Origin of the sequence: Akkermansia sp. (assembly GCF_020860705.1) — a bacterium.
Lineage (GTDB): Bacteria > Verrucomicrobiota > Verrucomicrobiia > Verrucomicrobiales > Akkermansiaceae > Akkermansia.
Genome location: NZ_JAJBTT010000022.1, coordinates 1 through 26,170 on the forward strand (window position 1 = coordinate 1; position 26,170 = coordinate 26,170).

Annotated in this window: 17 protein-coding genes and 1 tRNA gene; 13 read left to right on the plus strand and 5 right to left on the minus strand. The window is 58.2% G+C overall.

The window, feature by feature from the left end:
• Together LIO64_RS04390 and LIO64_RS04395 are read right to left on the minus strand one after the other, a co-directional pair.
• A partial coding sequence (locus LIO64_RS04390) for a hypothetical protein (protein ID WP_290548233.1) occupies nucleotides 1-574 on the minus strand: 574 nt, incomplete at its 3' end.
• Nucleotides 575-848: 274 nt separating this feature from the next.
• Nucleotides 849-1,178: a hypothetical protein gene (locus LIO64_RS04395; RefSeq protein ID WP_290548234.1), complete on the minus strand. Its 330-nt coding sequence runs from the start codon at nucleotides 1,176-1,178 to the stop codon at nucleotides 849-851.
• A 125-nt stretch (nucleotides 1,179-1,303) separates the two neighbouring features.
• Here LIO64_RS04395 and LIO64_RS04400 point away from each other — a divergent pair, with 125 nt between their 5' ends.
• The 10 genes from LIO64_RS04400 (at nucleotide 1,304) to LIO64_RS04445 (ending at nucleotide 14,951) form a co-directional block, all read left to right on the plus strand.
• Entirely contained in the window at nucleotides 1,304-2,362 is a 1,059-nt protein-coding gene (locus tag LIO64_RS04400; protein ID WP_290548235.1) for a ribonuclease D, read from the plus strand.
• A 162-nt stretch (nucleotides 2,363-2,524) separates the two neighbouring features.
• Nucleotides 2,525-3,850 carry a carbohydrate porin gene (locus LIO64_RS04405; RefSeq protein WP_290548236.1) on the plus strand — a complete coding sequence of 442 codons (1,326 nt, stop codon included), beginning with the start codon at nucleotides 2,525-2,527 and terminating at the stop codon, nucleotides 3,848-3,850.
• A gap of 113 nt (nucleotides 3,851-3,963) precedes the next feature.
• Entirely contained in the window at nucleotides 3,964-5,136 is a 1,173-nt protein-coding gene (locus LIO64_RS04410; protein WP_290548237.1) for a hypothetical protein, read from the plus strand.
• 140 nt (nucleotides 5,137-5,276) lie between these two features.
• Nucleotides 5,277-5,978, plus strand: a complete 702-nt coding sequence (locus LIO64_RS04415) for a C4-type zinc ribbon domain-containing protein (protein ID WP_290548238.1) — start codon at nucleotides 5,277-5,279, stop codon at nucleotides 5,976-5,978.
• A gap of 30 nt (nucleotides 5,979-6,008) precedes the next feature.
• On the plus strand, nucleotides 6,009-7,214 hold the full coding sequence (gene lpxK / locus LIO64_RS04420; RefSeq protein ID WP_290548239.1) for a tetraacyldisaccharide 4'-kinase: 1,206 nt from the start codon (nucleotides 6,009-6,011) through the stop codon (nucleotides 7,212-7,214).
• Nucleotides 7,215-7,321: 107 nt separating this feature from the next.
• A complete protein-coding gene (locus tag LIO64_RS04425; RefSeq protein WP_290548240.1) occupies nucleotides 7,322-11,755 on the plus strand; it encodes a M16 family metallopeptidase in 4,434 nt (1,477 codons plus the stop codon).
• Nucleotides 11,756-11,869: 114 nt separating this feature from the next.
• A complete protein-coding gene (locus LIO64_RS04430; protein ID WP_290548241.1) occupies nucleotides 11,870-12,403 on the plus strand; it encodes an NfeD family protein in 534 nt (177 codons plus the stop codon).
• A 33-nt stretch (nucleotides 12,404-12,436) separates the two neighbouring features.
• Entirely contained in the window at nucleotides 12,437-13,939 is a 1,503-nt protein-coding gene (locus LIO64_RS04435; RefSeq protein WP_290548242.1) for a flotillin family protein, read from the plus strand.
• 7 nt (nucleotides 13,940-13,946) lie between these two features.
• Nucleotides 13,947-14,543 (plus strand): DUF4126 domain-containing protein, encoded by a 597-nt coding sequence (locus LIO64_RS04440; protein ID WP_290548243.1) that lies wholly within the window; start codon nucleotides 13,947-13,949, stop codon nucleotides 14,541-14,543.
• Nucleotides 14,544-14,804: 261 nt separating this feature from the next.
• Nucleotides 14,805-14,951, plus strand: coding sequence for an entericidin (locus LIO64_RS04445; RefSeq protein WP_290548244.1), 147 nt, complete (start codon nucleotides 14,805-14,807; stop codon nucleotides 14,949-14,951).
• Nucleotides 14,952-15,616: 665 nt separating this feature from the next.
• Here LIO64_RS04445 and LIO64_RS04450 read toward each other — a convergent pair.
• Complete coding sequence (locus tag LIO64_RS04450) at nucleotides 15,617-15,763, minus strand: entericidin (protein WP_290548245.1); 147 nt, start codon at nucleotides 15,761-15,763, stop codon at nucleotides 15,617-15,619.
• Nucleotides 15,764-15,967: 204 nt separating this feature from the next.
• Here LIO64_RS04450 and LIO64_RS04455 point away from each other — a divergent pair, with 204 nt between their 5' ends.
• Nucleotides 15,968-16,849, plus strand: a complete 882-nt coding sequence (locus LIO64_RS04455; protein WP_290548246.1) for a diaminopimelate dehydrogenase — start codon at nucleotides 15,968-15,970, stop codon at nucleotides 16,847-16,849.
• Nucleotides 16,850-16,951: 102 nt separating this feature from the next.
• Here LIO64_RS04455 and LIO64_RS04460 read toward each other — a convergent pair whose 3' ends face one another.
• Nucleotides 16,952-17,686, minus strand: coding sequence for a murein L,D-transpeptidase family protein (locus LIO64_RS04460; protein WP_290548247.1), 735 nt, complete (start codon nucleotides 17,684-17,686; stop codon nucleotides 16,952-16,954).
• Between the two features lie 334 nt (nucleotides 17,687-18,020).
• Here LIO64_RS04460 and LIO64_RS04465 point away from each other — a divergent pair, with 334 nt between their 5' ends.
• Nucleotides 18,021-18,590, plus strand: coding sequence for a YdeI/OmpD-associated family protein (locus LIO64_RS04465; RefSeq protein ID WP_290548248.1), 570 nt, complete (start codon nucleotides 18,021-18,023; stop codon nucleotides 18,588-18,590).
• Nucleotides 18,591-18,778: 188 nt separating this feature from the next.
• On the opposite strand, the gene LIO64_RS04470 is transcribed toward LIO64_RS04465, so the two are convergent.
• The gene (locus LIO64_RS04470) at nucleotides 18,779-25,693 is read right to left on the minus strand and encodes an autotransporter-associated beta strand repeat-containing protein (protein ID WP_290548249.1); all 6,915 of its coding nucleotides are present in this window, start codon (nucleotides 25,691-25,693) and stop codon (nucleotides 18,779-18,781) included.
• Nucleotides 25,694-26,064: 371 nt separating this feature from the next.
• Here LIO64_RS04470 and LIO64_RS04475 point away from each other — a divergent pair.
• Nucleotides 26,065-26,142 (plus strand) — tRNA-Asp (locus tag LIO64_RS04475).
• Nucleotides 26,143-26,170 lie beyond the last annotated feature (28 nt).

A 26,170-nucleotide genomic window follows, 5' to 3' on the forward strand; every position in this document is an offset into this window, starting at 1 on the left:
GGGTAGGACGATTTAGATTAAAAGAGTTATACAGCATGGGCCGACTATTCCCGGAAACCAGGGCATTTGCCAGCACCCCATGCACCAGTTTTATCTCCGCATCTTCATGGCTATGAAAGGTATATTCCTGGTTAATATGGGAAACGACTATCTTCCTCCGGTAAAGTTCCGCAGTCTTGCCCTTCCGCTTGAGGCTCCACTTCCCTTCCGGATTCAGAGGAAAAGCAGGGCTGACCCATGCCAGGCGCACCTGCTTCCCCTTTTCCGCCTTTTCCGATACGGGCTCCACCACAGCCTCCACCACCTTTCCATGGCTGTTTTCAAAATAAAATGAGCAGGATTCTTCCCGGATACTCTCCTTGCCAGCGGGATACTGAACCAGCAGGCCTTCTCCGCGCTCCAGTTTTCCATAATCCCCCAGATTCAGGAAATATTCATCGTCTTTCAGAGCCACCGCTCCTTCCTTCACCAGCAAAACTTCTTTTCCGGGCAGCGGATTTCCCCCGGCAAGGGGCATCCCCGCGCACACCCCCAGAATACCAATGAAACAAGTAATAAAGGCAACATTCATCATAGTGACGGATAAAAGGAGCGCGGCATATACACCCCCATTTTCCTGTTGTCAAATGGAACCTTTGGTTTTTTATTTCCCTGGAATATAATATTGTATTTACGACGATTCACCTTTCCTTCCACAAAAAGGAAAGAAACAACTTAACGGAGCGCCTCTCAAAAACCGACGAACCAGCCTGGCAAAATTCCATAACTCCCTCGCCGATCCCTCTCTGCAAAACAACATGGAAGGCGGAAAGGAACGACTGCCGCCGCCCGGGAAAAAGAACCTGGAATCAGGCCATCATATCCATATTCGGATCTTTCCAGGCCGGATCATATCCCTTGGCGTAGCTGAACACATGCTTGTGCATGTATTCAAAATACTGCTCTTTCTGCATGGGGGTAAGCCGCTCCCAAATGGCCACATTCAGGGCGCGGCACACCTTCTGCATCATCTTCAAGGTCAGCTGCCGTCCCTGCCGGGCTTTTTGAACCTGCTTGTGGGTCAGCTGTTCCGGGGAAATTTCCACCAGGTCGTGATTGGTCAGATGCCAGCGCTTCATCAATTCATCCAAAGGCTGTTCTCCATGGTTTCGTCCGGGATCTGCGGCTTCCTCTTCCATACGCCTTTCTTCGTGCCCTATTTCGCGGAAATAGGCAATACATGATTGCCCCATCGGCACTTTTTTTGCATTTCCAGTTGCCCGGCGTCCGGATACATGGTTCAATCCCGCTCTGTTGCAATAAGATGATTAGCGAGAAAGAGGAATTACTGGAATGGCGCAAGCGCGCCACCGCACAGCCCACGGGACGGGTAGTCCTGGACCTGGAGGCAGACAGCCTGCACCGCTATCAGGAAAAAATTTGCCTGATCCAGTACGCGGATGAGACGGGTTCCTGCCTGATTGACCCTCTCTCCATCGAAGACATGGGGCCGTTTTACAACTGGCTGAAGGAAACGGAAGTCTGGATGCACGGGGCGGATTACGACATGTGCCTCTTCCAGAACGCCTGGGAAACGCTTCCCGCCATGATCTGGGACACGCAGACGGCGGCACGCCTGCTGGGCTTCCGCCAGTTCGGACTGGCCGCCCTGGTGAAACATTTCCACGGCGTCACCCTGAGCAAGTCTTCCCAGAAGGCGGACTGGGCGCGGCGCCCCCTTTCCCCAACCATGGTCACTTACGCCCTGAACGACGTCAATTACATGCTGGACATGGCGGACAAGCTGACCGCCGCCCTCCGGGAAAAGGGACGCATGGGCTGGTTTGAAGAAATTTGCAGGCACTCCATGGACCGCGCCCGGGAACGCCACCTGGCCGGCCATCAGGACCCCTGGCGCATCCAGGGCTGCGGCAAGCTGAACAGAAAAGGGCTGGCCGCCCTCCGGGAACTCTGGACATGGAGGGATTCGGAAGCCAGGGCCTGGGACAAGCCGGCGTTCATGGTCTGTTCCAACGCGGACCTCATCCAGTGGAGCCTGGCCCTTCAGGAACAGCGCACCGTAACGCCTCCGCCCCGCTTCCACTCCCACAGGCGCAACCGGTTCATGGACGCACTCCAGAAATTCTATCTTCTGGACGAAGACGACTATCCCTGCCGCCCACGCATCCAGCGCCGGCAGCATTCCGACCAGTTTGAAGCCAATCTGGCCCGTCTGTGCAAAATCAGGGATGAAAAGGCTGAAGAACTGGGCATGGAAGGCTCCTTCCTGATCACCAGGGCATCCCTGGAAGCCATTGCTGAAGATGAGGAAAAAGGCATTTCCACCCTGCTGAACTGGCAGAAGGAAGCCCTGGGTTTTTAACGGAGCCCCGTTTTCCCGGCGAGCCTCCGCGCACTGCCAGAGTTGGGCTCTTCCGCAGGAGGCATGTGCCGCCGGCAGTTTCATGACTCAAACGGGGCCATTTGTCTCTTTTCTTCCACAACCCTCCTCCTCTAGGATGGGAGCATACCCTTGTTGCACTCTTTGCCTACCTTACCAGCCATGTACCGCCCCCTCATCATCCTCGGCCTTCTGGGAGCCTTCACCGCCCAGGGCAGACAGGCAGGAACTGAAATGCTCCGTCCGGACCAGCCGGAACCTCCCGCCCATCTTCTGACAGACATCAATTTGCTGGGCGGCGAATACGGGGACGAGACGGCTCCCATCCCCAACGACTCCCTCACGCAGTCTCTGACCGGCCTGCATGCCAGGGCGCACCGCGCCGGACTGGAATTCCTGGTGGAAAACGCCTTTTCCTACAACTCCATCCACCATCCCGCGCCGGACAAACCCGGCACCCAGCTCTGGTACCTCCTTCACGCCCATGCCAATTACCGCCTCATCCAGGCGCCCTGGAACCGGGAAACGTGGCTGAAGCTGGAACTTTCAGGTTCCACCGCCCTGACCGGGAAAACGTGGAGAGGCGGCAACATGAATGACGCCATCGGCCTGACGGGAGACACCCACACGGACATCTTCGGGGAAAGAATCTTTTTCCTGCCGGAAATTGCGCTCCTGCAAACCTTCAACCGGGGAAAAAGCGCCCTAGTGGCGGGCATAGTGAACCAGACAAATTATTTTGACACCAACAGCTACGCCAACTCCTCCTTCGGCCAGTTCTGCGCCTCCCCCTTCGTCAACAACCAGGTGATTCCCATGGCGGACTCCAACCTGGGCCTCATCTTCCAGCACCAGTTTCATGACCAGTGGTACGCCATGCTGGGAGGCAATTTTACCGGCTGCCCCCAGAACGCCTCCCCGCTGAAACATACGGACGGCAAGAATTTCAATATCCTGGCGGAGCTGGCATGGGTGCATGATTCCGGAGCCGTCAAGCTCACCCCCTTCATGGCCCGCACTAATGAACTGCCGGACGGGGAAGAGAGGAAAAACCTCCACACCGTGGCCGGCATTGCCCTGAACGTGGAGCAGCAGCTGGGCGGCAGCCCGTGGAAAGCCTTCTGCCGCGCAGGCTGGAGCGATTCCACGCGGGACAACCTCTGCGGCGCCGCCGTCCAGTGGTCCGGCGGTTTCGTGTGCAGCCAGCCCCTCCAGCAGCTGGGCGTCTGCGAGGAGGGGGAAGCCAACCAGTTCGGCATTGCCCTGGCCGTGACGCGCCCGGACGACGGGAGCATGGCGGAGGGACGCGCCAGGAATAAGAAAGAAGTGGTGATGGAATGCCATTATAACATTTCCGTGACTCCCTGGTTCCTGATCCAGCCCTCCCTGCTGTGGATTTCCAACCCGGCGGGACGGGACGACACGGGGAACGCCAGCGTCTTCCGGCTGCAAACCATCCTGACGTTTTAAAAGATGCTGGGAAAGGCGGGAAGGAACGCTCCTACGGCGCGATGTTTTTACCTCCTTATTTATATTGAATAAGTTCCTGCTTTTTCTATCATGCAGGGCAATCCATCCCCGTTATGCCCTCCACCCGCCATTCATACGCCACCCTGACGGCCGTCATTGCCTGTGTGCTCGTCTTCTGCTGCTTTCTCTTCTGGCAGAATCGGCAGAAGAAAAATAAGATGGCCCAGCAGTACGCGGAACTCTCCGCGCCGGGCGCCGCACAAGAGATCGCTCCGGAGCAGCAGAAGGCTCTGCTTGAACTACTCAGCAGAAACAAGGAGGACATTTCTCCGGAAAACCTCCTCTCCTTCCGGGGCGTCCCTTACATCATGTTTACCCGGAGTTCTCCGCCATGCCCGGTTTCCGATGAATCGACAGAAACGTTCTGCCTGTTTCCGGATGGCCGCGTCCTGATCATTTCCCAGGATCAGGACGGGCTGGACGATTATTCCCTGTCTGTGAGCAGGGACGAGCACGGAAAGGCAACAGACGGTGTTTACTTCCACAAGCTTTTCTGGGTAGGCTCCTGGGGCTGGGAGGGAGTGCGGCCCCGCCGGCTGGTTATCCGGTTAGAGGACCAGGAAAGATTTAACGGCAGCCTCTGCGCAGATTCCGCCAGCGTGCCCACGCTGGAGGAAAACGTTCCTCCGGAAATCGAAGATGATCCGGAAATCGTGCATCCAACGCATCAATACAGGGCGCAACACATTCCCCCGGAAACGGAAAAACTCTGCCAGACCGTGGCCCCTCTCCTGGATGCGCCGGAAATCTACCTTCCGCTGGAACACGCTACCCTTGCCATACAGGCCATGGCGCAAAAACTCCACGTGGAGGAAGACTTCCTGACCCTTTGCCTGATTCTCGACGGCGACTACCCGCCCGGCCTTTATGTGTTTAAAGAGGACAAGCCAGACGTTCTTTACAGGTTAACGCGCCAGGAAACGAAAACGAAGGTGGAGGAGCTTTCCCGCTCTTCACGGCAGCCGGTTTCCACCCCATTCCTGCTGGATGTCAATTATTCCAAATTGAATTCCGTTGTCCAGGACATGGAACAAGCCCTTCACGGCCTGCCGGCGCCGGATAGGGGAAACACGTATAACATCGGCATCAAAGTTTTTGATCAGAATACGGTGGAAATAACCGCCATGGACTGCCTTGAGAGCATGAGCGGCTCCGTGACCACGTACATGTTCCAGCGCCTGGACGGCCGCTGGAAACTGATCGGCAAATCAGAGATGGACTGCTGAACCCTCTCTCCCGGAACGGAGGAAGCCACCTTCCCGGAGAATCCTGCCTCCACCATCGGGAAAAACACGGAAAAGCCTCCGGGCCGGGAGCCGAGAAAAAATCTTTTCCCCTCCGGCGGTGCATGCTAGGGTGGGAGGCGATGAATCATGCCGATTTAGACCAGTTGCTGATCCTTCAGGAAAAGGACGTGCGGATTTCCAAACTCCGGAAGGAGCTGGCCTCCCTGCCGGAACAGAGAACGCGCCTCCTGCGCCAGATGGAGGCCATCAAACAGAAGGCCGTAGCTGCCAAGCAGGAAGTTGCAAGCGTTGAAAAAAGCATCCAGGACGTGGAAGCCACCGTGGAGACCAAGCGCGCCTACATCGGCAAGATGAAAACCCTCCAGTCCAACACCCGGAAAAACGAGGAATACCAGATGTGCATTCAGGAGATGGAAAAAACGGAAGCCGCCATTGACGTCCTGGAAACCACTGAACTGGAATTGATGGAACGCCTGGAAACCGCAAAAACGGACATGGCGCAGAAAATCCAGCGGGCGCGGGACGCCCAGCGGGAGATGGAGGAAACGCTGGCCCGCTTTGACCGGACAGCGGAAACGGACAAGGAGCTTCTGGACCATTTAAACGCGGAACGCGCAGACCTGGCCGCCGCCGTTCCGGAGGATTCCCTGGGGGAATACGAACGCATGACCAAAAGCAAGGGGGTTCCGGTCATTGTGCCGATGGATGAAAAAGGCCACTGCGGCGGCTGCCACATGGTCATCACGGACAACGCCCGCATGAAGGTGCTGGGCGGTCATGAAACCGTTTACTGTGACAACTGCCACCGCATTCTCCACTGACGGAGTTTCCGGGTACGCCGCCGGCCTATCATGAAATCCAGATCGAAAGAGTTTGAAGAGTGGGGAACGGAAGTCATCTTCGGCCGGGCCAAGGGGTTCCGTGCCGCCATGATGCGCATCGTTCTGCGCGGAGCCTCCTGGCTGTTCAGGCTGGTGGTGCTGATACGGCTGTACCTGTTCCATTCCAGTATTGCCAGGCAGGCCAGGCTGGGAACGCTGGTGGTCAGCGTGGGCAACATCACCGTGGGCGGCACGGGAAAAACTCCGGTGGTGGAACTGCTGGCCCGCACCTTGACGCAGCGAGGCCGCAAGGTAGCCATCCTGACCCGCGGCTACAAGAGCGCGGACCTGGACAAGCCGCAGGAATGGAAGGATGAACACGGGCACCCCGTGGCGCACCTGCCCAAGATCGCCAGCGACGGCGAGACCCGCTACCTGGGCCCCCTGCATTCCGGGGACGAACCTTTCATGCTTGCCAAGAATCTGGACGGCGTGGCCGTGCTGGTGGACAAAAACCGCGTCAAGTCCGGCATCTTCGCCATTGAACACCTGGGGTGCGACACCCTTCTGCTGGATGACGGCATGCAGTATCTGAAACTGGCGCATGAGCTGGACATCGTGCTGGTGGACTGCGGCGCGCCCTTCGGCACGGGGGCCATGCTCCCGCGCGGCACCCTGCGGGAACCGAAAGGGAGCCTGGCCCGCGCCAGCTACATCATTCTGACCAAATGCGGCGGCAAGCCCCAGGATGAACTGATCGCCGCCATCAGGAAATACAATCCCGTGGCGGACATTATTGTAAGCGACCACGGCCCCAGGTACCTGGAAAACGTGTTTACGGGAGAACGGCTGCCCCTGGAGGCCCTGGAGGGGAAATGGGTGGCATGCCTCAGCGGCATCGCGCGCCCGGAAAGTTTTGAAGATTCCCTGCGCTCCCTGGGGGCCAACGTGGAAATCTGCCGCAGATTCCCGGACCACCACTGGTTTGAGCCATCGGAACTTCAAGAATTTTACGACCGCTGCGCAGACCGGGCCATGGACATGATCATAACCACGGAGAAGGACGCCGTGCGCCTGGAAAAACCGGAGGAGGATCCGGAAGTCCCCATTTACTTCCTGCGCATCGAAGTGGAAATCTACCAGGGCCGGGAAGCGTGGGAACGCTGCGTGGACCGCATTTGCGGGATTTCCAACCCGCGCCCGCGGGATGAATGGATACCTTCTTCATCCTTTTGAGATGGGTTCCGTTTCCGGAGGTTCTCCGGAAATTCGCTGCTTTTATGCAGGGAAGGCCGCTTGACTTGCCCTGGAAATCATGTGAAACAGAAGGGCAGTATTTTTTCATGAAGGCATTTACCATCACTTCCATTCTGGCCGCCGCGTGCTTCTTGTCGGTCCATTCACCGGCCTCAGCCGCAGCAGAAAACAAGACCGTGTCCGCAACCGCCGTCCAACCGGCCGCGGGCATTCCCAAACAGGACCCGCAGCTGATTAAAGGGCAGCTTCCCAATGGCCTGACTTACTTTATCCGGCCGAACGCGGAACCCAAGGGCCGTTTCAGCATCCGCCTGCGCGTCAACACGGGTTCCCTGAATGAGACGGATGACATCCAGGGCATTTCCCACTTCCTGGAACATATGGTCTTCAACGGCAGCACCCATTTCAAACGCGGGGAAATGATACCCGCCATGCAAAAGGAGGGCCTGGGCCTGGGCGGCGATGCGAACGCCTACACCGCCTTTGACGAAACCGTGTACACGATGGACGTGCCCAGCATGAAGGAATCCACTGTCAACCTGGCTTTCACCATTATGAGGGATTTTGCGGACGGAGCCCTGCTGGAAGAAAGCGCCATTAACGCGGAACGCGGCATCATTACCAGTGAATACAAGGTGCGCGATTCCGCCGGGTACCGGGTCATGAAGGAAGTCTTCTCCATCATGCTTGACGGCACCAGGATTCCCGACCGCTACCCCATCGGCACGCTGGAAGTGATCCGCACGGCGCCGCGGGAAAAATTTGTGGACTACTACAAAACCCACTACGTTCCCAGCCAGATGCAGCTCGTCATCGCCGGAGACATCACGCCGGAACAGGGAAAAGCCTGGGTGGAAAAATACTTCGGCTCCATGAAGAAGGACAACTATTCCTTCAAGACGGACCGCGGCGCCCTCAAGGCGGCCACGGAAACCACTACCCACTGGATCACCAACAAGGAAGCCACCAGCACGGAAGCCAGCATCAACATCGCCCGGCCCTATGTGAAGAAGCCGGACACGATTGCCAACCGCAACAAGGAGATTCCCCTGAACATGGCTTACGCCATGCTGAACCGCCGCCTGGAAAAGATGGCCAAGAATGCGGACTGCCCCTTCATCTCCGCGGAAGGCGGCCGCATGGACGTGATGGAAGTGGCGGAAGTGGACGCCATCCAGACCCAGGCGAACTACAAGAACTGGAAGCAGGCCCTGGCCACCATTGAACAGGAGCTGCGCCGGGCCATTGAATTCGGCTTTAACCAGGAAGAACTGGCGGAAGCCCGCAGCAACCTTACTGCCGAAGCGGAAAACGCCATCAAATCCTGGCCCACCGCCAAGTCGGAAGACCTCGCCTCCGCCATTGCCCAGAGCGCGGCTCAGGACAAGGTCTTCACCACTCCGAAGGAGGACTGGGCCATTTCCAGGGAAGTCGTGGAAAACCTGACTCCCGAACAATGCCAGGCCGCCCTGAAGGAAGCCTGGACCGGAGCCTTCCCCCGCGTGATCGTCACCTCCAACAAGGAAAACGCCCAGGGCGCCGCTGAAATCATGACGACGTACAAGGAAGCCCAGGCTTCCAAGGTGGAACCCTACCAGGCGGACGGACGGAAAGACTTCTCCTACAAGTTCGGAGAACCCGGCCGGGTGACGGCCCGCACGGAAACCGCCGACCTGGGCGTCACCCAGCTCACCCTTTCCAACGGCGTGCGCGTCAACCTGAAGCCTACGGAATTTGACAAGGATTCCATCAACATCACCTTTGCCGTGGACGGCGGCCAGCTGAGCAGGCCGGAAAAAGCCTCCGGGCTGGAAATCTTCGCGGGAGCCGTGATGAACGGCGGCGGCCTGAAGGACCATTCCAACGATGATCTGTCCGCCGTCATGGCAGGCAAAAAGGTCGGCGTGAACTTCTCCATGACGGACCGCTCCTTCCTGCTGTCCGGGAACACCAATAAGAAGGACCTGGAAACGCAGCTTCAGCTCCAGACGGCCTACCTGATGTATCCCGGCTACCGCCAGGACGGCGTCACCCTGCTGCGCCGCGCCATCCCCATGCTTTACAACAAGCTGAACCATGAGGTGCAGGGGGCCATGAAGACGCAGGTGCCGGCCATCCTGTACAAGAACAACCCCCGCTTCACCTTCCCCACGCAGGAACAACTTAATTCCTACCAGATCAAGGACGTGCAGGACTGGGTGGACGCCCCCCTGAAAAACAACTACATGGAAGTGACCGTGACGGGCGACTTCAAGACGGGAGACATCATCCCCCTCCTGGAACGCACCGTGGGGGCCGTGCCGAAGCGCGCGGAAACCCCGGCCAGGCTGGATGAAAAGCTGCGCCACCCGGCCATGGCGGACTTCAACTTCTCCAAGGACCTGACCTATGATTCGTCTATTGACAAAACACTGGTCTGCCTCTTCTGGAAAACGCCCGGCGGAGAAGACAAGAAGCTGAGCCGCAGGCTGAACATGCTCAAGGCCGTCTTCTATGACCGCGTGTTCAAGGGGCTGCGCGAAGACATGGGGGAAACCTATTCCCCCTCCACCGGCATCAACATCAGTGAAACCTATCCGGACGAAGGCTACATCGTCACCCTCAGCTCCGGAGTGATGCGCAACAAGGAAGCCGTGCGCAACGCCATCGCCAGAATTGCAGATGACCTCGGCAAGGGAAACGTCACTCAGGAAGAACTGGACCGTGCCCGCAACCCCATCCTCAATTCCATGAGCCGCGCCCAGCGCGACAACGGTTACTGGACGTCCCTGCTCAAGGACTCCCAGGCCAGACCGGAACGCCTCGCCCAGCAGAGGGAAAGCATTCCGGATGTGAAAGCCATCACGGTGGAAGAGATCAACAAACTTGCCCGGGACATCTTCGGCAAGGGAGAACATCTCAACCTGAACATCCTGCCGGACCATCCGGCCGCGGAAGCTCCGCCTGCTGAAAAGCAGGCGGACAAATCCGATGCTACCCAGGCCGCCGTCTCCACGGCGGCTTTTTGCATTCACGCCACAGCCGTCAAAACCGTCAGCAAGGACTCCGGTAAAAACGACTACGCCATCATCATTTCCGAGGAAACCGCCGCCATGCCGGAATGGAAAGCCGTGGCGGACAAGCTGGCTGAAAAGCACGGGGGCGCCATCGTCACCGTCAAAGACTCCATGTTCGCCAAGCTGGACACGCTCAAAAAAATGGCTCCCCGCTTCATGGCCGTGGTCGCCCGCCCGGAAGAGATAGACAGGGTACTGGTCAATGACCTGCACCGCCTGACCCGACGCCTGGATGACGATCCCTACGGGGACTGCATCTGGGGCATCATCACGGGCTACACCCCCCAGGACGCCATGAGAATAGCCGCTGAAACGCAGCCGCTCGTCATCAGCCGCTCCATGGGGACCACGAATGTGGACGCCTCCCGCTTCAGCGACAGCATGAGCATCACGGACTGGCAACCCTTCCAGTATCTGGAAAAACACGGCTCCGAAGGCAAGGTGACGCCGGCCTTTTATACGAAAGGCCTCAAAGAGCAGGACCAGGGAGACGACGCCACGCTGGGCGTAACGCCCAAGCTTGTGGAATACTGGAAACAATACGCTCCCCAACTCTTTGTCACGGCTTCCCATGCCACCCAGTTCAATCTGGAAATGCCTTTCGGGAAAGGGCTCATTATCTCCGGCAACAACCGGTTCCATGTGCTGAACAAAAAGCAGTTCAGGGAATTCACCACCTTTCTGCGCGGCGTACTTTTCAGCGGGAAGGAAAACGACCTGCTCTCCTTCATTGAGAGGATCAAGGCTCCGGTGATTGAAGCCAAGCCGGTTCCGGCCGTCTGGGTGGCGGCGGGAAACTGCCTGGTGGGGGACACCATGAGAACAAAAAACTCCATGGCCGTCACGGCGCTGAGCCACTACGGCTTCAATCAGCTGGTGGGCTACACCGTCCCCTCCTGGTACGGCAAGGGCGGCTGGGGAACCCTGGGGCTCCTGTTCAGCAATCATGACGCTTCCAGCCTGGCGGAAGCCTGGTACCTGAACAACCAGTTCATTCTGGACGAAACCATGACCCGCTTCCCCAAGCTCATGAACGTCAATTTCAACGCGCCGGACATCAGCGGCATCAAGGACGATCCGGACTTTGCCAAAGGCATGAACTCCGCCGGCTACGGCATGGGCAAGGACCAGATGGGCCTCATCCATGACCGGGATACCGTAGCCTTTTACGGAGACCCCGCCTGGACGGCGCGCCTGGATGAATCCCGCACTCCGTCCCCGTGGCATATTGACTGGAATGACCCCGCGGACGCCTCCAAGGGCTTCACCGTCACGGCCAACAAGGATGCCAAGGGACGCCTGGGCGTCTGGTTCCCCAACCGGATCAGCGCCAAAAAAGCTACCGTCACCATAGGAGAAACCTCCATTCCCGTGGAAAAAGCCGGTCTGCTGACCAATGACTTCCTGCTTCTCCGCGAACTGGATCTCAAGAAAGGGGAAAAAGCCGTCGTGGACATGAAATAGGCCCGGAGTGGGAACAGCGGCGCCCCTCCCTCCCCCGGAATCTCCGCCTCCCGTTTCTTTTTCCATAGACAAGAGGTCTGCAAAGATGGATAATTCTTCTAATCAATCTGCCCTATGACTGATTACTCCATTTTCTTTATCATCGCCCTCGTCGCTACTGGCGTGGGAGCCCTTCTGTTTCTTCTGTCCCTGTTCGGCCTGGGAGAACATGACCTGGACTTTGACGCGGACTCCGGCGGCGCGGACGTAGGGCTGCTGTCCATTAAATCAGGCATCGGCTTTTTCCTCGGCTTCGGCTGGGGCGGCGTGCTGGCCCAGGGACTGGGCTGGGGAATGGCCGCCTCCCTGGCGGGGGCCCTTTTCACAGGCGTGCTGATGTTCCTGATCATCGGCATCTCCATGCGCTTCATCATGAGCCTCAAATCTGACGGGACCCTGAACTATGAAACCCTCAAGGGCATGACCGGCTCCGTTTACATCAGCATCCCCGGCAAGCTTCAGCGCGGCGGCCAGGTAACGATCGCCCACCCCAGCCAGCTTCTGTACCTTCCCGCCATTCAGGAAGGGGAGGAACCCCTACCCGCCGGAACCCCGGTGGAAGTGGTTGCTGTCAACGCCGGAGTCGTTACCGTCAAACCTCTTCATTAACCAACAAACCCAATCATACCACCTCATCCAACCATGGACAAAATCATCCCTATCGCCATTCTCGTTCTCTTTGTCATCCTGACGGCTTCCTGGCTGTTCAGCCGGTACCGCATGTGCCCGCCGGACAAAATCCTCATCGTCTTCGGCAAGGTGGGCACGGGGCAGCCGGCCAAATGCTATCACGGCGGCTCCACCTTCGTGCTGCCGGTGCTCCAATCCTACAACTACCTGGACCTGAACCCCATCAACATTGACGTCCCCCTCCAGGGCGCCCTCTCCTCCCAGAACATCCGCGTGGACGTTCCCTCCTCCTTCATCGTGGGCATCTCCACCCTGCCGGAAATCATGCAAAACGCCGCGGCGCGCCTGCTGGGCCGCTCCCGGGAGGAAATCCGCAACCTGGCCGCAGAAATCATCATGGGCCAGATGCGCGTGGTGATCGCTTCCATGACCATTGAGGAAATCAACTCCGACCGAGAAAAACTCATCAAGGGCATCACGGAAGGCGTGGACGTGGAACTGCACAAGGTAGGCCTCCATCTCATCAACGCCAACATCACGGACATCCAGGACGCCTCCGGCTACATCAACGCCCTGGGCAAGGAAGCCGCCGCGCGCGCCATCAATGACGCCACCATCAAGGTTGCGGAAGAAACCCGCCGCGGGGAAATCGGCAAGGCGGAAGCGGAAAAGGACCAGACCGTCCAGGTGGCGAATGCCCGCGCCGTCGCCATCGAGGGGCAGAACGAAGCCCAGATCAAGATTGCTGAATCCGCCGCCAAGCTGCAAGTAAAGCAGGCGGAAGCCAAAAAGCTGGCGGAAGTGGCCCAGAAGGTGCAGGAAGCCAAAACCCTGGAAGAAGCCTACCAGGCGGAGAAGGAGGCGGAACTGAAGCGCGCGGAACGTGAACGCGCCACGCAGGAAGCCAATATCCTGGTATCCGCCCGTATTGAAAAGAGCCAGCGTGAAGTGCAGGCCCAGGCCACGGCGGAAGTGCTCAAACTGGAACAGGAAGGCAAGGCCCAGGCCCTGCTCATCCAGCGCAAGGCGGAGGCGGAAGCCATCCGCCAGCTGGCGGAAGGCGAGGCGCAGGCCACCCTGCTGAAGAAAAAGGCGGAAGGGGAAGGCATGGAAATGGTGGGCCGCGGTGAAGCCGCCGCCATTGAAGCCGTGCTGGCCGGGAAGGCCAGCGGGTTCCGCCAGATTGTGCAGGCAGCCGGTTCTTCCGACGCCGCCTCCAACCTCCTGGTGACGGAACAGCTCACCAAGATCGTTGAACTCCAGTCCGGCGCCATTCATGGCCTGAAATTTGACAAGGTGATCGTCATGGGCAACGGGGGAGATTCCTCCGTGGGCGGATTCGTGCAGAATCTGGTAAAGGATACCCTGCCTCTCCATGAGCTGGGCAAGAGCGTAGGGCTGGAACTGCCTTCCTTCCTGGGCAAATCCACGGAAGAGAAAAAGGCCCCTGCCGCCACTGCTCCCGCAGCCGTTACCCAGGAGGCGACTACCGCAACTACCGTCAAATTAAGCTGACCCGCACATGAATATGGAAGCCGTCATGGGCGTTTTGCTCGGTATCGGGCTGGGTGCGGCCTGCGGCTTCCGTATCTTTGTGCCCCTGCTGGTAGCCTCCATCGCCATCCGGGCAGGCTTCCTCACCGTAACGCCGGAATTCGAATGGCTGGGAGGCACGGCCGCGCTCGTTACCCTTTCCGTAGCCACGCTGCTGGAAATAGCGGCGTACTACATCCCGGTCATCGACCATACGCTGGACGTACTGGGAGCTCCCGCCGCCATCATTGCAGGAACCATGTTGGCCGCCGGCTTCATCGGAAGCATGGACCCCATGCTTAAATGGGGGCTGGCCGCCATTGCCGGAGGCGGAGCGGCAGGCATCATCCACGGAGGCATGGCCGCCATCCGGGGAGCGGCTTCCGCCGCTACGGGCGGACTGGGCAACTCTGTCGTCTCCACGGCGGAAACGGCTGCCTCCTCCATCGTCGCCGTGCTGGCCTGCGTGCTTCCCTTCCTGGCCGTTTTACTGGTGGCCGCAGCCATTTACTTCCTGATCCGCACGGGCCTGACGTTGAAAAGAAAGCTGAGCCGTTCACCAGGTGGTCCGGAGGGAGAAATTTAGCCAAGGGGAAAAAGCCCTTCTCCCGGCATCCACCCAGCATTCCCGCCTGGGAATGAAGGCCTCCCGGCCTTCATCAACAACCCTCCGCAGGACTCCGGCGAAGATTCTTTACATAACTTCCGGATCCGGGCACGGCACAGTCATTCCCTCCCCCACCGGAAAGCCCCCGTATCCGGAAAAAGAGGCATGCCGGAAAGCATGTACCTCATTGACAAGGAAACGGAAGAAGGATAGGATGCGGCTTTCAGCTTCTCTTCCATCATGAACATCAAACTCGCTCTTCTGACGCTCACCGCTTCTCTCGCCCTGGCCTCCTGCAACACCATCAGCGGAATCGGAAAAGACGTGGAAGCCATGGGCAGCAAGATTGACAGCGCTTCCCAGGCCACCAGCAAGTCCATGGAGTAAAGCGGAAGGAATATCGGGCCGCCACCCCTCTTGAACCATCTTTTTTAGAAAAAGAGGTAAAGGCTTGCCTTGTTCCCATCATTGCATTGATGGTGGCTGCCTTCCATGAAAAATCATACAAGCCTTCAGGATAAATCCCGAGAAAAACTTTCCTCGTGAAATAGTGCTGAAATCCCAGGAAATGCGGAATTTTCAGACTGGGATTGCCGGAAAGTTTCCCGACTCTCCCCCAGCTTCTGCCGGCACTCTTCCCGGATAGGAAAACCGGGTTCCACACTTATCTCCCTGTGCTCCCTGTGCTCCCTGTGGAATCCCTGATCATGGGAATCCCCGCCTTCCGCCTGGCGCCGCCTAAGCCTCCCAGCGGACTGGAAAATTCCAGCTTCTCCTCCCCCTGCCCTACGACGATTGCGGGAACCATGCAAATGCGACGGCATACCCCAGGAGAACGTACCCGTGAAAATGCGGGAGAATACCAGGCATTCGTAAAAGACGGCTGGATGGACGTCTCCCCGGTCAATGGAGTGCCGGAACCTGCCATCATCTCCTACCGGAGCAGGAACAACCCTTTACACCGGAAAAACGGTCCTCCTCCGGCATCAAAGAAGGCCCCTTCACCCGGCAAGGGTGAAGGGGCCCACGTCCATGGTTACCGCACAACTTTGTTACATGGATCTGCTGGTAGCACGGGCAGCGGAATTGATATCGCTGCCTACGGATTCCACATCCTTGCCCACCCCGCCGATCGTATGGCAGGAAACACAGCCCAGCAGGGTGACGACACTTAGAATAATCAATCTGTTTTTCATCATTTTATTGGAAGGTTCCGAGGAATCAGACTCCATTCCCCGGAGCTCCGTTCAAAGAACCCGGCATGATGCCGCACAGATATTCCTGTCATTCTCCGCTCTTGCCATGCCGCTGTGCAACGCTTAAATAACATGCGTCAACGGGAGAAAAATATCAGACGGGCATTTCGTCCCTCCCCTCCTGGAACCATACCATTTACCACCAAGATGATCAAAGTAGCCATCGTAGGATACGGCAACATCGGGAAATACGCCGTGGACGCCTTGCGCGCCGCCCCCGATATGGAACTGGCGGGCATTGTCCGCCGCCCCGGAAGCGAACCCGTGCACGGCATCAAAACCGTAAGCAGCATAGAGGACCTGGGCCATGTGGACGCAGCCCTGCTCTGCACCCCCACCCGCAGCGTGGAAGAAACGGCCCTCCCCCTCCTTGCCCGCGGCATCAACACCGTGGACAGTTTTGACATTCACGGGGAAATCGTGAACCTGCGCCGCTCCCTGGGAGCCCAGGCGATCAAGCACGACGCCGTCTCCATCATTTCCGCCGGCTGGGACCCCGGCACGGACTCCGTCATCCGCACCATGATGCTGGCCATGGCCCCCAAAGGCATCACGTACACCAACTTCGGCCCCGGCATGAGCATGGGCCACAGCGTAGTAGCGCGCTCCAAGGAAGGCGTGGAAGACGCCCTCTCCCTCACCATCCCCACGGGCTCCGGCGTACACCGCCGCATGGTTTACGTGGTGCTGAAGGAAGGCGCCAAGTTCTCCGACGTGGAGTTCGCCATCAAGTCCGATTCCTATTTCAGCCATGACGATACCCGCGTGCAGCAGGTTCCCGACATCGACGTGCTGAAGGACATGGGCCACGGCGTGCTGATGGAGCGCAAGGGCGTTTCCGGCTCCACGCAGAACCAGATGTTCACGTTTGAAATGCGCATCAACAATCCCGCCCTGACCGCCCAGGTGATGGTAGCTTCCGCCCGCGCCAGCATGAAACTGGCCGCTGGCTGCTATACCCTGCCGGAAATCGCCCCCATGGACTTCCTGCCGGGCGACCGTGAAGAACTGATCTCCCAGCTGGTATAAGAACGTTTCAGCGCATCTTGCCCGGACGCCCGGCATCAGGAACGCCCCTGACATCCTTGCTCCCCGGCCACCTTCATCCTCCGGTCCATGACCGGGGGATTTTTATTGCTCCACGACGATCAGCCTGCCATCCACGGCATTCACACGGGCCGGAGAGTGGGTCCGCTCCGTCCACTCCCATGCGCGGGCCAAATCCGCCCAAAAAGCGGCATGGGGGGAATTCTTCTCCTTCCACAAACGGGCCGGAGTAGGCACAAAAGGATAAATCTGCACGGGAACGCTCTGCTGCCCGTGAAGCAGGGCCTGTTCCACCATGGTATAAATTTCCTCAATTCCAGGATCCGTCATTGCCAGGCAGCCAATGGAAACGTCCCTCCCATGCACCATGATCAAGCTTCCCGTCCGGTTCAGGGACCGGTCATAGGCATTCGGATAACCGATGTTGAAGGCCAGATGGTAGTTGCTGCGGGGGTTCAGCCCTGACGGCTCCACTTCATAAAAACCTTCCGGCGTTTGCTTGTCCCCTTCCTTTTCCTTGGGTCCCAGCTTTCCGGACCAGGCGGCAATCGGATAGCGTTTGGCCAGCACATAGCGTTCCGCATGGCCCGGCTTCACCCACAATTCCAGGATGGAATCCTCCTTAACGGCCCGCAAGAAGACAGGGTCTCCCACCCTGGCGCCGCAGAGGCCCAGGAAGGAATTCAGCACGGGCGTCACCCGTTCCCGGGCATCGTCCGCCCGGTTGACGGAATCCTCTGCACAAGCCATTTTAAGAATCACTGCCACGGAGGCCAGCAGAACCAACCCCAGCCCGGCCAGCAACGCGCTTTTCTTCATCAGTCATGTATAATGGAGGCATTCTTTTTGACAAGGAGAAAACCGCCGGCCTTTGCCGGAGGTGAAGAAACATGCCCTAAGGAAAAAAAGCCGCCGGAAACAGGTTTTCCGGTTTTTAGGAGGAAGGGGAAATTCCCCTTTCCGGCAAAGACTCCGCAGACCGGAAAACGCACCTGTGCTGGAAATACAGGTTCCGGGAAGGTATCATCACTCCGCAAGCCGCGCCCATGCCGTCATTCCCACCTCAACGGAATGCCATTCCGCAAAACGGCATCCGCGCCATCCGTCTTTCCGCTCCCCCTCCGCAGAAATGCGCGGCACCCACAGAACCGTCATGGAAATAACCCGTCTTCTCCCCATCACCACACGGGAGGAATTAAGAACATGGCTGGAACAGCACCACCGTTCTTCCTCCTGCTGCTGGGTTCCCACCACCAGAAAGCCCTCTCTCCAAGCCATCCTGTATCTGGATGCGGTTGAGGAAGCCCTGTGCTTTGGATGGATTGACAGCACCCGCAAAAAGACAGCTTCCGGCTTTCTGGCGCAGCGCCTTTCCCCCCGCGCCAGGGGAAGCAAATGGTCCGAGCTGAACAAGGAACGCGTGCGCCGCCTGGACAGACTGGGGCTGATGACGCCCCACGGAAAAAAATGCCTTCCGGAGATGGACCCGGAGGCCTTCCGGATTGACCCGGATATTTTGAAAGCCCTTCAACAGGACCCGCGCACCTACGCCAACTTCCTGGCCTTTCCCCGCCTGTACCGCCATGTGCGTCTTGACACCATCCAGATTAAGAAAAACCAGCCGGAACTATTCCGCAGCCGCCTGGAAAAATTCCTGGAGAATACCCGTGAAAACCGAATGTATGGGGAATGGAACGACGGAGGGCGGTTACTGGAAAAATGAAAGCGGAACTGCCCGGATTATAGGAGGCAACGGAAAAGGATGGAATGTTTTCTTACTACCTTCATATCTTCCCAACGCTCGCTCCACAACGCAACAGGGCCACTCCGGGATAACCCCGGAACGGCCCTGAAGAATGACAGTGCGAAGCTCCTTTCAGCTCCACTCTGTTCTCTTAACTCTCAACTCTCCTAGAAGTTATAGCGGTAGCCCACGCTTCCGTTAATGGAGTTGGCCCCGTTGCGGAAATCGGCGTTGCCGTCCACAAAGATCATTCCCTGCGTTCCCACAGGGACGCTCAACCCCACTCCGATTTGCAATGCCGTCATACCCACCTTGGCACCCCTCACCGTCTGCGTGTAGGCGGGATTGGCCAGCAGGCCTACATTGGCCTGTCCGCGGCGGTCGCCCATGTCCTGGGCCGCGTTGATGCGGAACTCCGCCAGCGCTTCACGTCCAAAGACGTTGCTGCCTACCAGCCCCATCCACCGGCCGCCCAGTGCTACCGTTCCCGTCGTCCATTCCTGCTTGCCTACATTCAGCCCCGCATTTCCGGCTCCCGTTTCCGTGTAGCCGTCCATGCTCGTTTTCACGATGGAGGCGTTGAACAAAGGCTGCAGCACACTGCTCTTGTCTTCGTTGAGGTAGATGTCATAGGTCAGCTCATACATCGCTCCGAATCCCCACCCGTTGGTGTCTCCCTGCGTGCTGTAGCTGCCTTCCCCGTAGTTGACCGTACGGTTGAGTTTGGCGTCGTTCCAGCCTCCCGTCAGGATCAGCGTGTGCGCCCAGCGCTTGCTCTGGTAGCGCCCGAAGAGGTTGGCGTAGTAGCTGTCCAGGTGGCCGTCGGCGGAGTCCGCCGCGCTGGCCGTCAGGTCACCGTAGTTGGCCGTGAAGGCCGCTCCCATGGTGAAGTGGTTGCTGATGTCCACATCCATGCCCACGGTACCGCCCCAGGTAGTGAGCTGGTAGCCGCTTTCATCCCCCTTGGTGTCCAGCTTGGCGTAGGACCCCGTGCCTTCCATCCACATGTGGAAGTAGGGCATGTCTTCGTTGACGTAGGAGGGGTTGACGCCCATCTGGTTGGTGCGGTTGCGGATCCAGTTCATCTGTTCGCGCAGGGCGTCGCGCTGGGCGATGGAAAGACTGGTCACCGTGCTGCCCGCCGCCGCAGCCAGAGAACGCCTGGCGGCGGAAGGATTATTCAGCATGTCGTCATTGAGGGCTCCCAGAAAATCCGTCAGAGCCTGGTCCACCACGCCGTGCCGCGCGGCATCCCACAGCAGGTTGGCGCCCGCCAGGGAATTGGCCGTATCGGCTACGTCGGCATAAATATTGTCCGTTTGCTCTTCCGCCTTGAGAACGACTTTATCCCCCTCCTGCACCAGATGGGCATTCTTGTAGTAGGTAAGGAAAAGACCGCCCATGGTCAGCGTGTTGTTCCCCAGCGTGATGTCTCCTGTTCCGGTGAGTTCCATCAGCGTGAGTTCCATGGGGTTGCCCGCTTTCCAGGTGATATTGATTCCCGGCAGAGTAGTCACATGGAAGGAAGCGCCGTTTTCAATGACGATATTGCCTGAGGACTGGATGAAACTGGAAGTCATGTCGGCGTCCGAGTTCAGGACAAACGTGGTGGTGGAACCGCTTCCGAAGGAGGCGCTGTCAACGCTCAGGGTTGTGTTGACAGCCGTCAGGGCGTTGTCACTGGCCTGGATGGTCAGATGGCCGTTATTCACCAAGGCACCATAGGCAAGATGCGCGCCGTCCGTCTCCGCCTTTCCCTGAAGAACCAGATTGCCGCCGCTGACGGTCAGATCCGTATCCGCGCCGGAACTGCGCAGAACCTGCGTCCCCGCGCCGGAAACATCCAGCGTTCCGGCCCCCAGCGTTCCTTCATACGTATGCGTTTGGCCGGAAGCCGCCTGAATATGCAGGGTCCGCCCGTTCAGCTCCAGGTCCCCGGAGCCATTCAGGCCACCGGCAGAGCCGTCCGCCGCCATGCTCAGGGAGCCGTCCAGGTCCAGCACCACACCGGAAAGCGTGCTATCCACCGCCAGCCCCAGGGAAGCGCCTTCCGCAATGTTCAGCGTTCCCGTTCCGCCGATTTCCGTGTGGGAAAGGCCAGCGGTAGCTCCCGTCAGGGTCAGTGTTCCGGAAGAACCGATATCCAGCTTCCCGCCGTTGGCGCCGGCCTCCAGCGTCTGGGCCGTCGTACGGCCTCCCACGCCAATCACCGCAAGGGAGCCCGCGTCCGTGGAATCAAGGCGCAGGGCTTCCACATTAGCCGTGCCATTGATCTGAAGCGTTCCCTGTTCCGCAATGATGTCCCCGGCCAGCGTCACATTCCCGGACAAGGTGAGCTTGTTGGCTCCCGTCTTGACCAGGTCCGTATTGGCTGCCGCACCGTCCACGCCGCTGATGTTTCCGGCAAAGGAGGTATCCACCCCCGTCCCTTCATGCACAAGGCTGTTTTGCAGCTCTATGCTGCCCTTGTTGTCCGCCGTGTTAGTGACGATGAGGTTGCCCGTGCCTGTCTGTCCCGGATCGGTGCCCGGCGCAGTCAGGTTCTTGATCACCATGGAGCCGTCCGACTGGACATAGAGATCCTTGTCCACGATCACGGCCTGATAGAAGTTGAGAGACTGGTTCGTGACGGGATCTTCCGCACTGCCCGAACCGTCCACAGAAGATACGTAAACCAGGCTGGTGTCACCAGACAGGACAATGTTTCCCCCATTGACGTCCACAACGCCGAAACCCAGGGCGGCAAAAAGAGGACTGGCCGTGATATGGCTCTTAAGTACGTCCAGACTTTGGGTAAAGCCGCCGTTGGTAAGCAGGATTTCCAGATTGCCGCCCGCCGTTTTCATGGCTTCCATGACGCTGGCAAGGTCCAGCGTGAGCGTGGAACCGTCTCCAAAGGAAATACTGCCCAGGTTGCCACCCGTTCCGTCAAATTGAATGAGGGCGTCAGCGCCCGCAAACGGGTCTCCGGAAATGTTGTCCGCACTCAGGGCCAGATTGTTGCCGGTTCCGCTGACAGTCCAGACAGATCCCTGTTTGAGGCCGGTAAGCTGTGTTCCCGCCGTGGTGGTGGCGACCGTTCCCAGCTTGGAGGCGTCCAACCCGCCCAGGGCGATCTTGCCCGAATTGGCAGCCGCATTGACATGGACCCTGTTCGCGTCCGTTCCCGCGTAGTTCCCGGCATTCGCCAGAGAACCGGATTGAATGAGAATGTTGGTGGTAGCGGCGGCATCGGAGAGATCCAGCGTTCCCTTGGCCAGCGTCAGCGTTCCCGTCAATCCGTTGGCCCGGTCTCCCACGGCAAAGGTTCCGGTGGTGCTGACGAGCAGGCTGCCCGCTCCCGTAATGGTTCCGGCCCAGGAGGCATTGTCCCCCGCGCCGTTGCCGAGCTGGACGGAGGAATTCTGCCCAATGCTCATTTCCCCCGTGCCGGTATTGGTGCCGGTCAGCACCAGCTTGTCCGTACCCTGCACGTTCAGCTTGGCCGTGTCAATGACGTTGCCGGCATAGAGAAGGTCCTTGCCCGTGCCGCTGTAGTTGACCCGGAAGGTGCCCGCTCCTCCCAGGGAGGCGGCCTTGAGGAATTCTCCGCTTGCCAGCGTGGTGGCCGCACCGCCGCTGCCGAAAGCCATCACGGCGTTTCCCTGCCCGGAATTCAGCGTTCCTTCAAAGCCGGTGAGGTTGCCCGTGAAAATAGCCGTCAGCGAGGGATCTCCCGCCAGCGTCACGCCCAGGTTGGCTCCCAGCCCGCCCGTCAGGGTTCCTCCAAACGTGACCGTCTGGTTGGAGTTGCCGTTAAGCCAGCTCCCGGCAGCCGCCACATGGATATTGGCATTGATAGGGTTGGCGGAATCGCTTACATAAAAACCGCGGCCGTCCAGTTCCAGGCTGGCGCCCCCGATTGCGGCAGCATTGGCAAAGCCCACTTCATTCCACGCGGCGTTGGTCCCGGCTCCCACCAGCTTGATGGTGCCCGTAAAACCGCTGTTGTCCCCGGTGACGGAGTAGCGGCCGCCTCCCGGATTGGAACCTCCTTCCTTGTGCCCCAACACCAGGGTGCCGGTCCCGGAAATACGGCCGGACAGCGTATCCGTCAGTATACTGTTATGAGCCCGGTAATCCCTGATCTGGAGGGTGGCATCCTGTGCAATGCTGATATCCCCGCTCCACGTACGGGTGCCGCTGTTGGCTCCGATGTCATAAAACAGGGTTCCTCCGCTGACGGAGATGTCCCCGGTAAAAGTTCCTCCCTGTATGGTGGAAATGGTCAGCATGCCTCCGCCGAGCTTGACGATGTCGCTGTTGCCCAGTTCCTGGGTGTAGGTGCCCCAGGAAACGTTGTTTCCATTGGTATCCACCCGGACGGCGGCCGTACTGGCGGTGGCGTCAATGAGGCCGGAGACATCCTGGGCGGCGCCTGTGCCGTAAACGAATGTGCCCCCTCCAAAGATGAGGCTGTTGGTCGCCACCAGCCCTGTCGTGCCGGCCGTGGTTCCGGTGGTGTTGAGCACCAGCCATCCACCGTTGAGGGTGACGGTGCCCGTGCCAAGTCCCTGGGCGGTGTTGAGGTTGATGGTGCCTTCCACAAGAGTCGTGCCTCCGGAGAAGGTGTTGGTTCCTGTGTTTTCAATGGTCAGCTCGCCCGTTCCTCTCTTGACCAGGCTCGTTGTTCCCGCCTTGTCCACAATGGCCCCGCCGCCCGAGAAAGTGTAGGCGGTGCCTTCTTCTCCTGCCGTGTTATTGACTGTGATGCGCGGCGAACTGACGTCTCCGCTGATGGTGACCGTGGAGGAGGCCACCCCCGTCAGGTTTTCAAAGCTGGCCGCCTTCGTGTCGTCATAGGCCACGGCTGTTCCGTCTTTGTTCTCCCAGATGGTGCCTCCCCCCGTGGCCACCCACGTACCCGCCGCTCCTCCGTTCCAGTTGAGGGCTTCCCCCAGCGCCTTGACGCGCAGGTAAAGGGTGTTTCCGGTCAATTCCAGGGCGTAAGTGTAATCGCCGGAAAGGCCGCTGGGATCAAAGGAGAAGTTGTTTGCTGTCAGCGTGCCGAAGCCAGCGGCTGTAATCAGCTTGTAGTCGTTTTCCACCGTCTGGTCCACGCCGCTGATGGTCAGGGTCAGGGTTCCCTCCGCATTGAAGGAAAGCGTGCCGCCGGACTGGATAATGGCGGCGTTGGAGGAATTCATTCCCGTCAGATCCAGCGTCAGCCCGGAAGCCGGGGACAACGTCATGTTGCCCGTAGAGGTCAGGCGCGCTCCTGAACCCATCGTGATGGAATTGCCGAAGGTTACGCCGCCGGCCAGACCGAAGCTGAGCTCTCCGCCGGATACCGTCAGTGCATTGGCAAAGCCGGTGGCGGCACTGAGCGTGAGCTTGCCCGTGCCGCTTTTGGTAAAGGCATTCCGCCCATCCAGTACCGTGGCGTTGGCAATGATTGCATCCGTGCCCGCTCCGGCGGATATTTCGTCAAACCCGGTAATGGTCGCGTTGGCAAACATGTCCGCTTTCGTCACGCCATTCAGGTTCAGCACGCTTTTTGTGACCACATCCCCGCGTCCCTGCCCGGAAAGAGTTGTCGTCCCGGTGAAGACGGCATCATTCCCTGTAATGGTCACATTAGCCTGAGCCGTGGTCAGAGAAGTGCCGTTGACCTTCTGGCCGCCCGCGTAAATGGCGGCGTTGTTGAATGTTCCGCCGCTGATGGAAAGGTTGGCTTCCCCAATCGTTAATGCGGAACTGGTGTTATTGCGTTCCACATAAGTGCCCAGGGATATTTGCGCCCCATCGAATGTACCCCCGGTAATCGTAATATTAGTGGAACCAATATTTCCGGCGATGGTAGCGGTAGCGTTTCCGTTAATGTAGGAGCCGCCCCAAATCTGGCCTGTATACGTGCCGGATTTGAAAGTCAGATTGGTTGAATCAGTAATATTGACGGTGCATGCTCCGGTTTCCACCCACGTGCCGCCCGCTATCATAGACGCTATGGAGCCAGTGCCCATATCCAACGTCATATTGGTGGAAGCCAGATTATGGTTGGACGTGCTGGTGACGGAACCTCCAAACAGCTTCTTCCCTTCCGCAAACGTGCCGCCTGAAATAGTAGTGGTAGCCCCCTGCGCAAATACGTTTTCATTAAAGGTGCCTCCGCTGATACCCAGAAAGACCGTGGCGTTCTGCTTGACGGAAATCTCATTACCCTTCCCCAGCCCCAGTACATTGGCATTGAAGATACCTCCGCTGATGCTCAGCCTTCCCTCATAATTTTTCCCCTCTTCCGTATCGCCGTAATTTACCTTTCCCATGCCCAGCAGGGATACATTGCTGCTGAATGTGCCTCCTGTAACGGTCAGGCTAACGTCGCCCAGAATGGTGGATGCGTCCACATAGCCGCGGGCAGACCCCGCTGAAACAGTCCCGGTAAAGGTACCTCCATTGATGGTGAAATTGACATCGCCGGTATGCTGGAATCCTTCCAGGCCCAAGGCAAAAGAGATAGTTTCTGCCGGAGCGCCAGTTGTCCAGCCTGTCCACTCTCCCCCATTGATGGTAGCGGTAACAGTACCTGTTGTAGTATACCTGACTCCGGCGCCTCCTGCATTTCCGTCACCCAGCAAGGTCATTCCCACCAGAGAACCTGCGTTTTCGTCTACATTCAGGGTAATGTCGGCTGTCACCGTACGCATCTGGTTTGCCCAGAACATGAAATGGAATCCTGAAGTCAGGGCAACACCCGCACCTATGTTGATTGTAAATTTGTTGTCTCCATTGAGCGTAGTTGCTCCGGTATCCCCCGCAACGTTCCATAATTTGACACTGGAGTATGTCCCTCCTTCCAGGGTCAGCGTGCGGTCATATCCCCCCTCGTAAGTACCGGCCGCCGTAATGTCCGTCAAATAAATGTCTCCGGGAGAATCAGCCTGTCCGGCAGAAGAACCGCCGGGGCTCGTGATCGTGTATTGTTCATCGGCAAAGGAAATGGTCGTTTCTCCATTGTCCGTTAACGTGTAAGCAGACCATGCCGGTGAAATAAAACAGACCAGAAGAGCGGATAAAAGAGGAAGAGGCAAATGAGGGCGCATAATAATATAACACGTTAACTGTTAATAATAAACAATATATAGACTATATCCCTAATAATTAACGGATTTGAAATCCGGAAATGTTTCTCAATAGATCCAGATAATAAATAACATATTGATAGTAGATGTATTTGACAATAACCTCCGGTTTTTGGTCATCTTCTCCTCTTACTCCATTCGGATATGTTAAAGCGCTTGGTACCAAAAATTATCATTGACTTCGGATTTCAAATCCGTGCAAGTATTTTACTTCTTTCCCCAACAGGCGGCGCATACATGAAAAAATGATTTCTTGTCTTGCATTACCTAGGGAGTGACTGTATAAGCCTCCACGTCCCCGCTGCAAAGCATGGACATCACTTCAAGGTCAAGGAGCGGTAGCTCAGTTCGGTTAGAGCGCCAGCCTGTCACGCTGGAGGTCGCGGGTTCGAGCCCCGTCCGCTTCGCCACCTTGTTGAAAGGAAACAACCGCCTCCG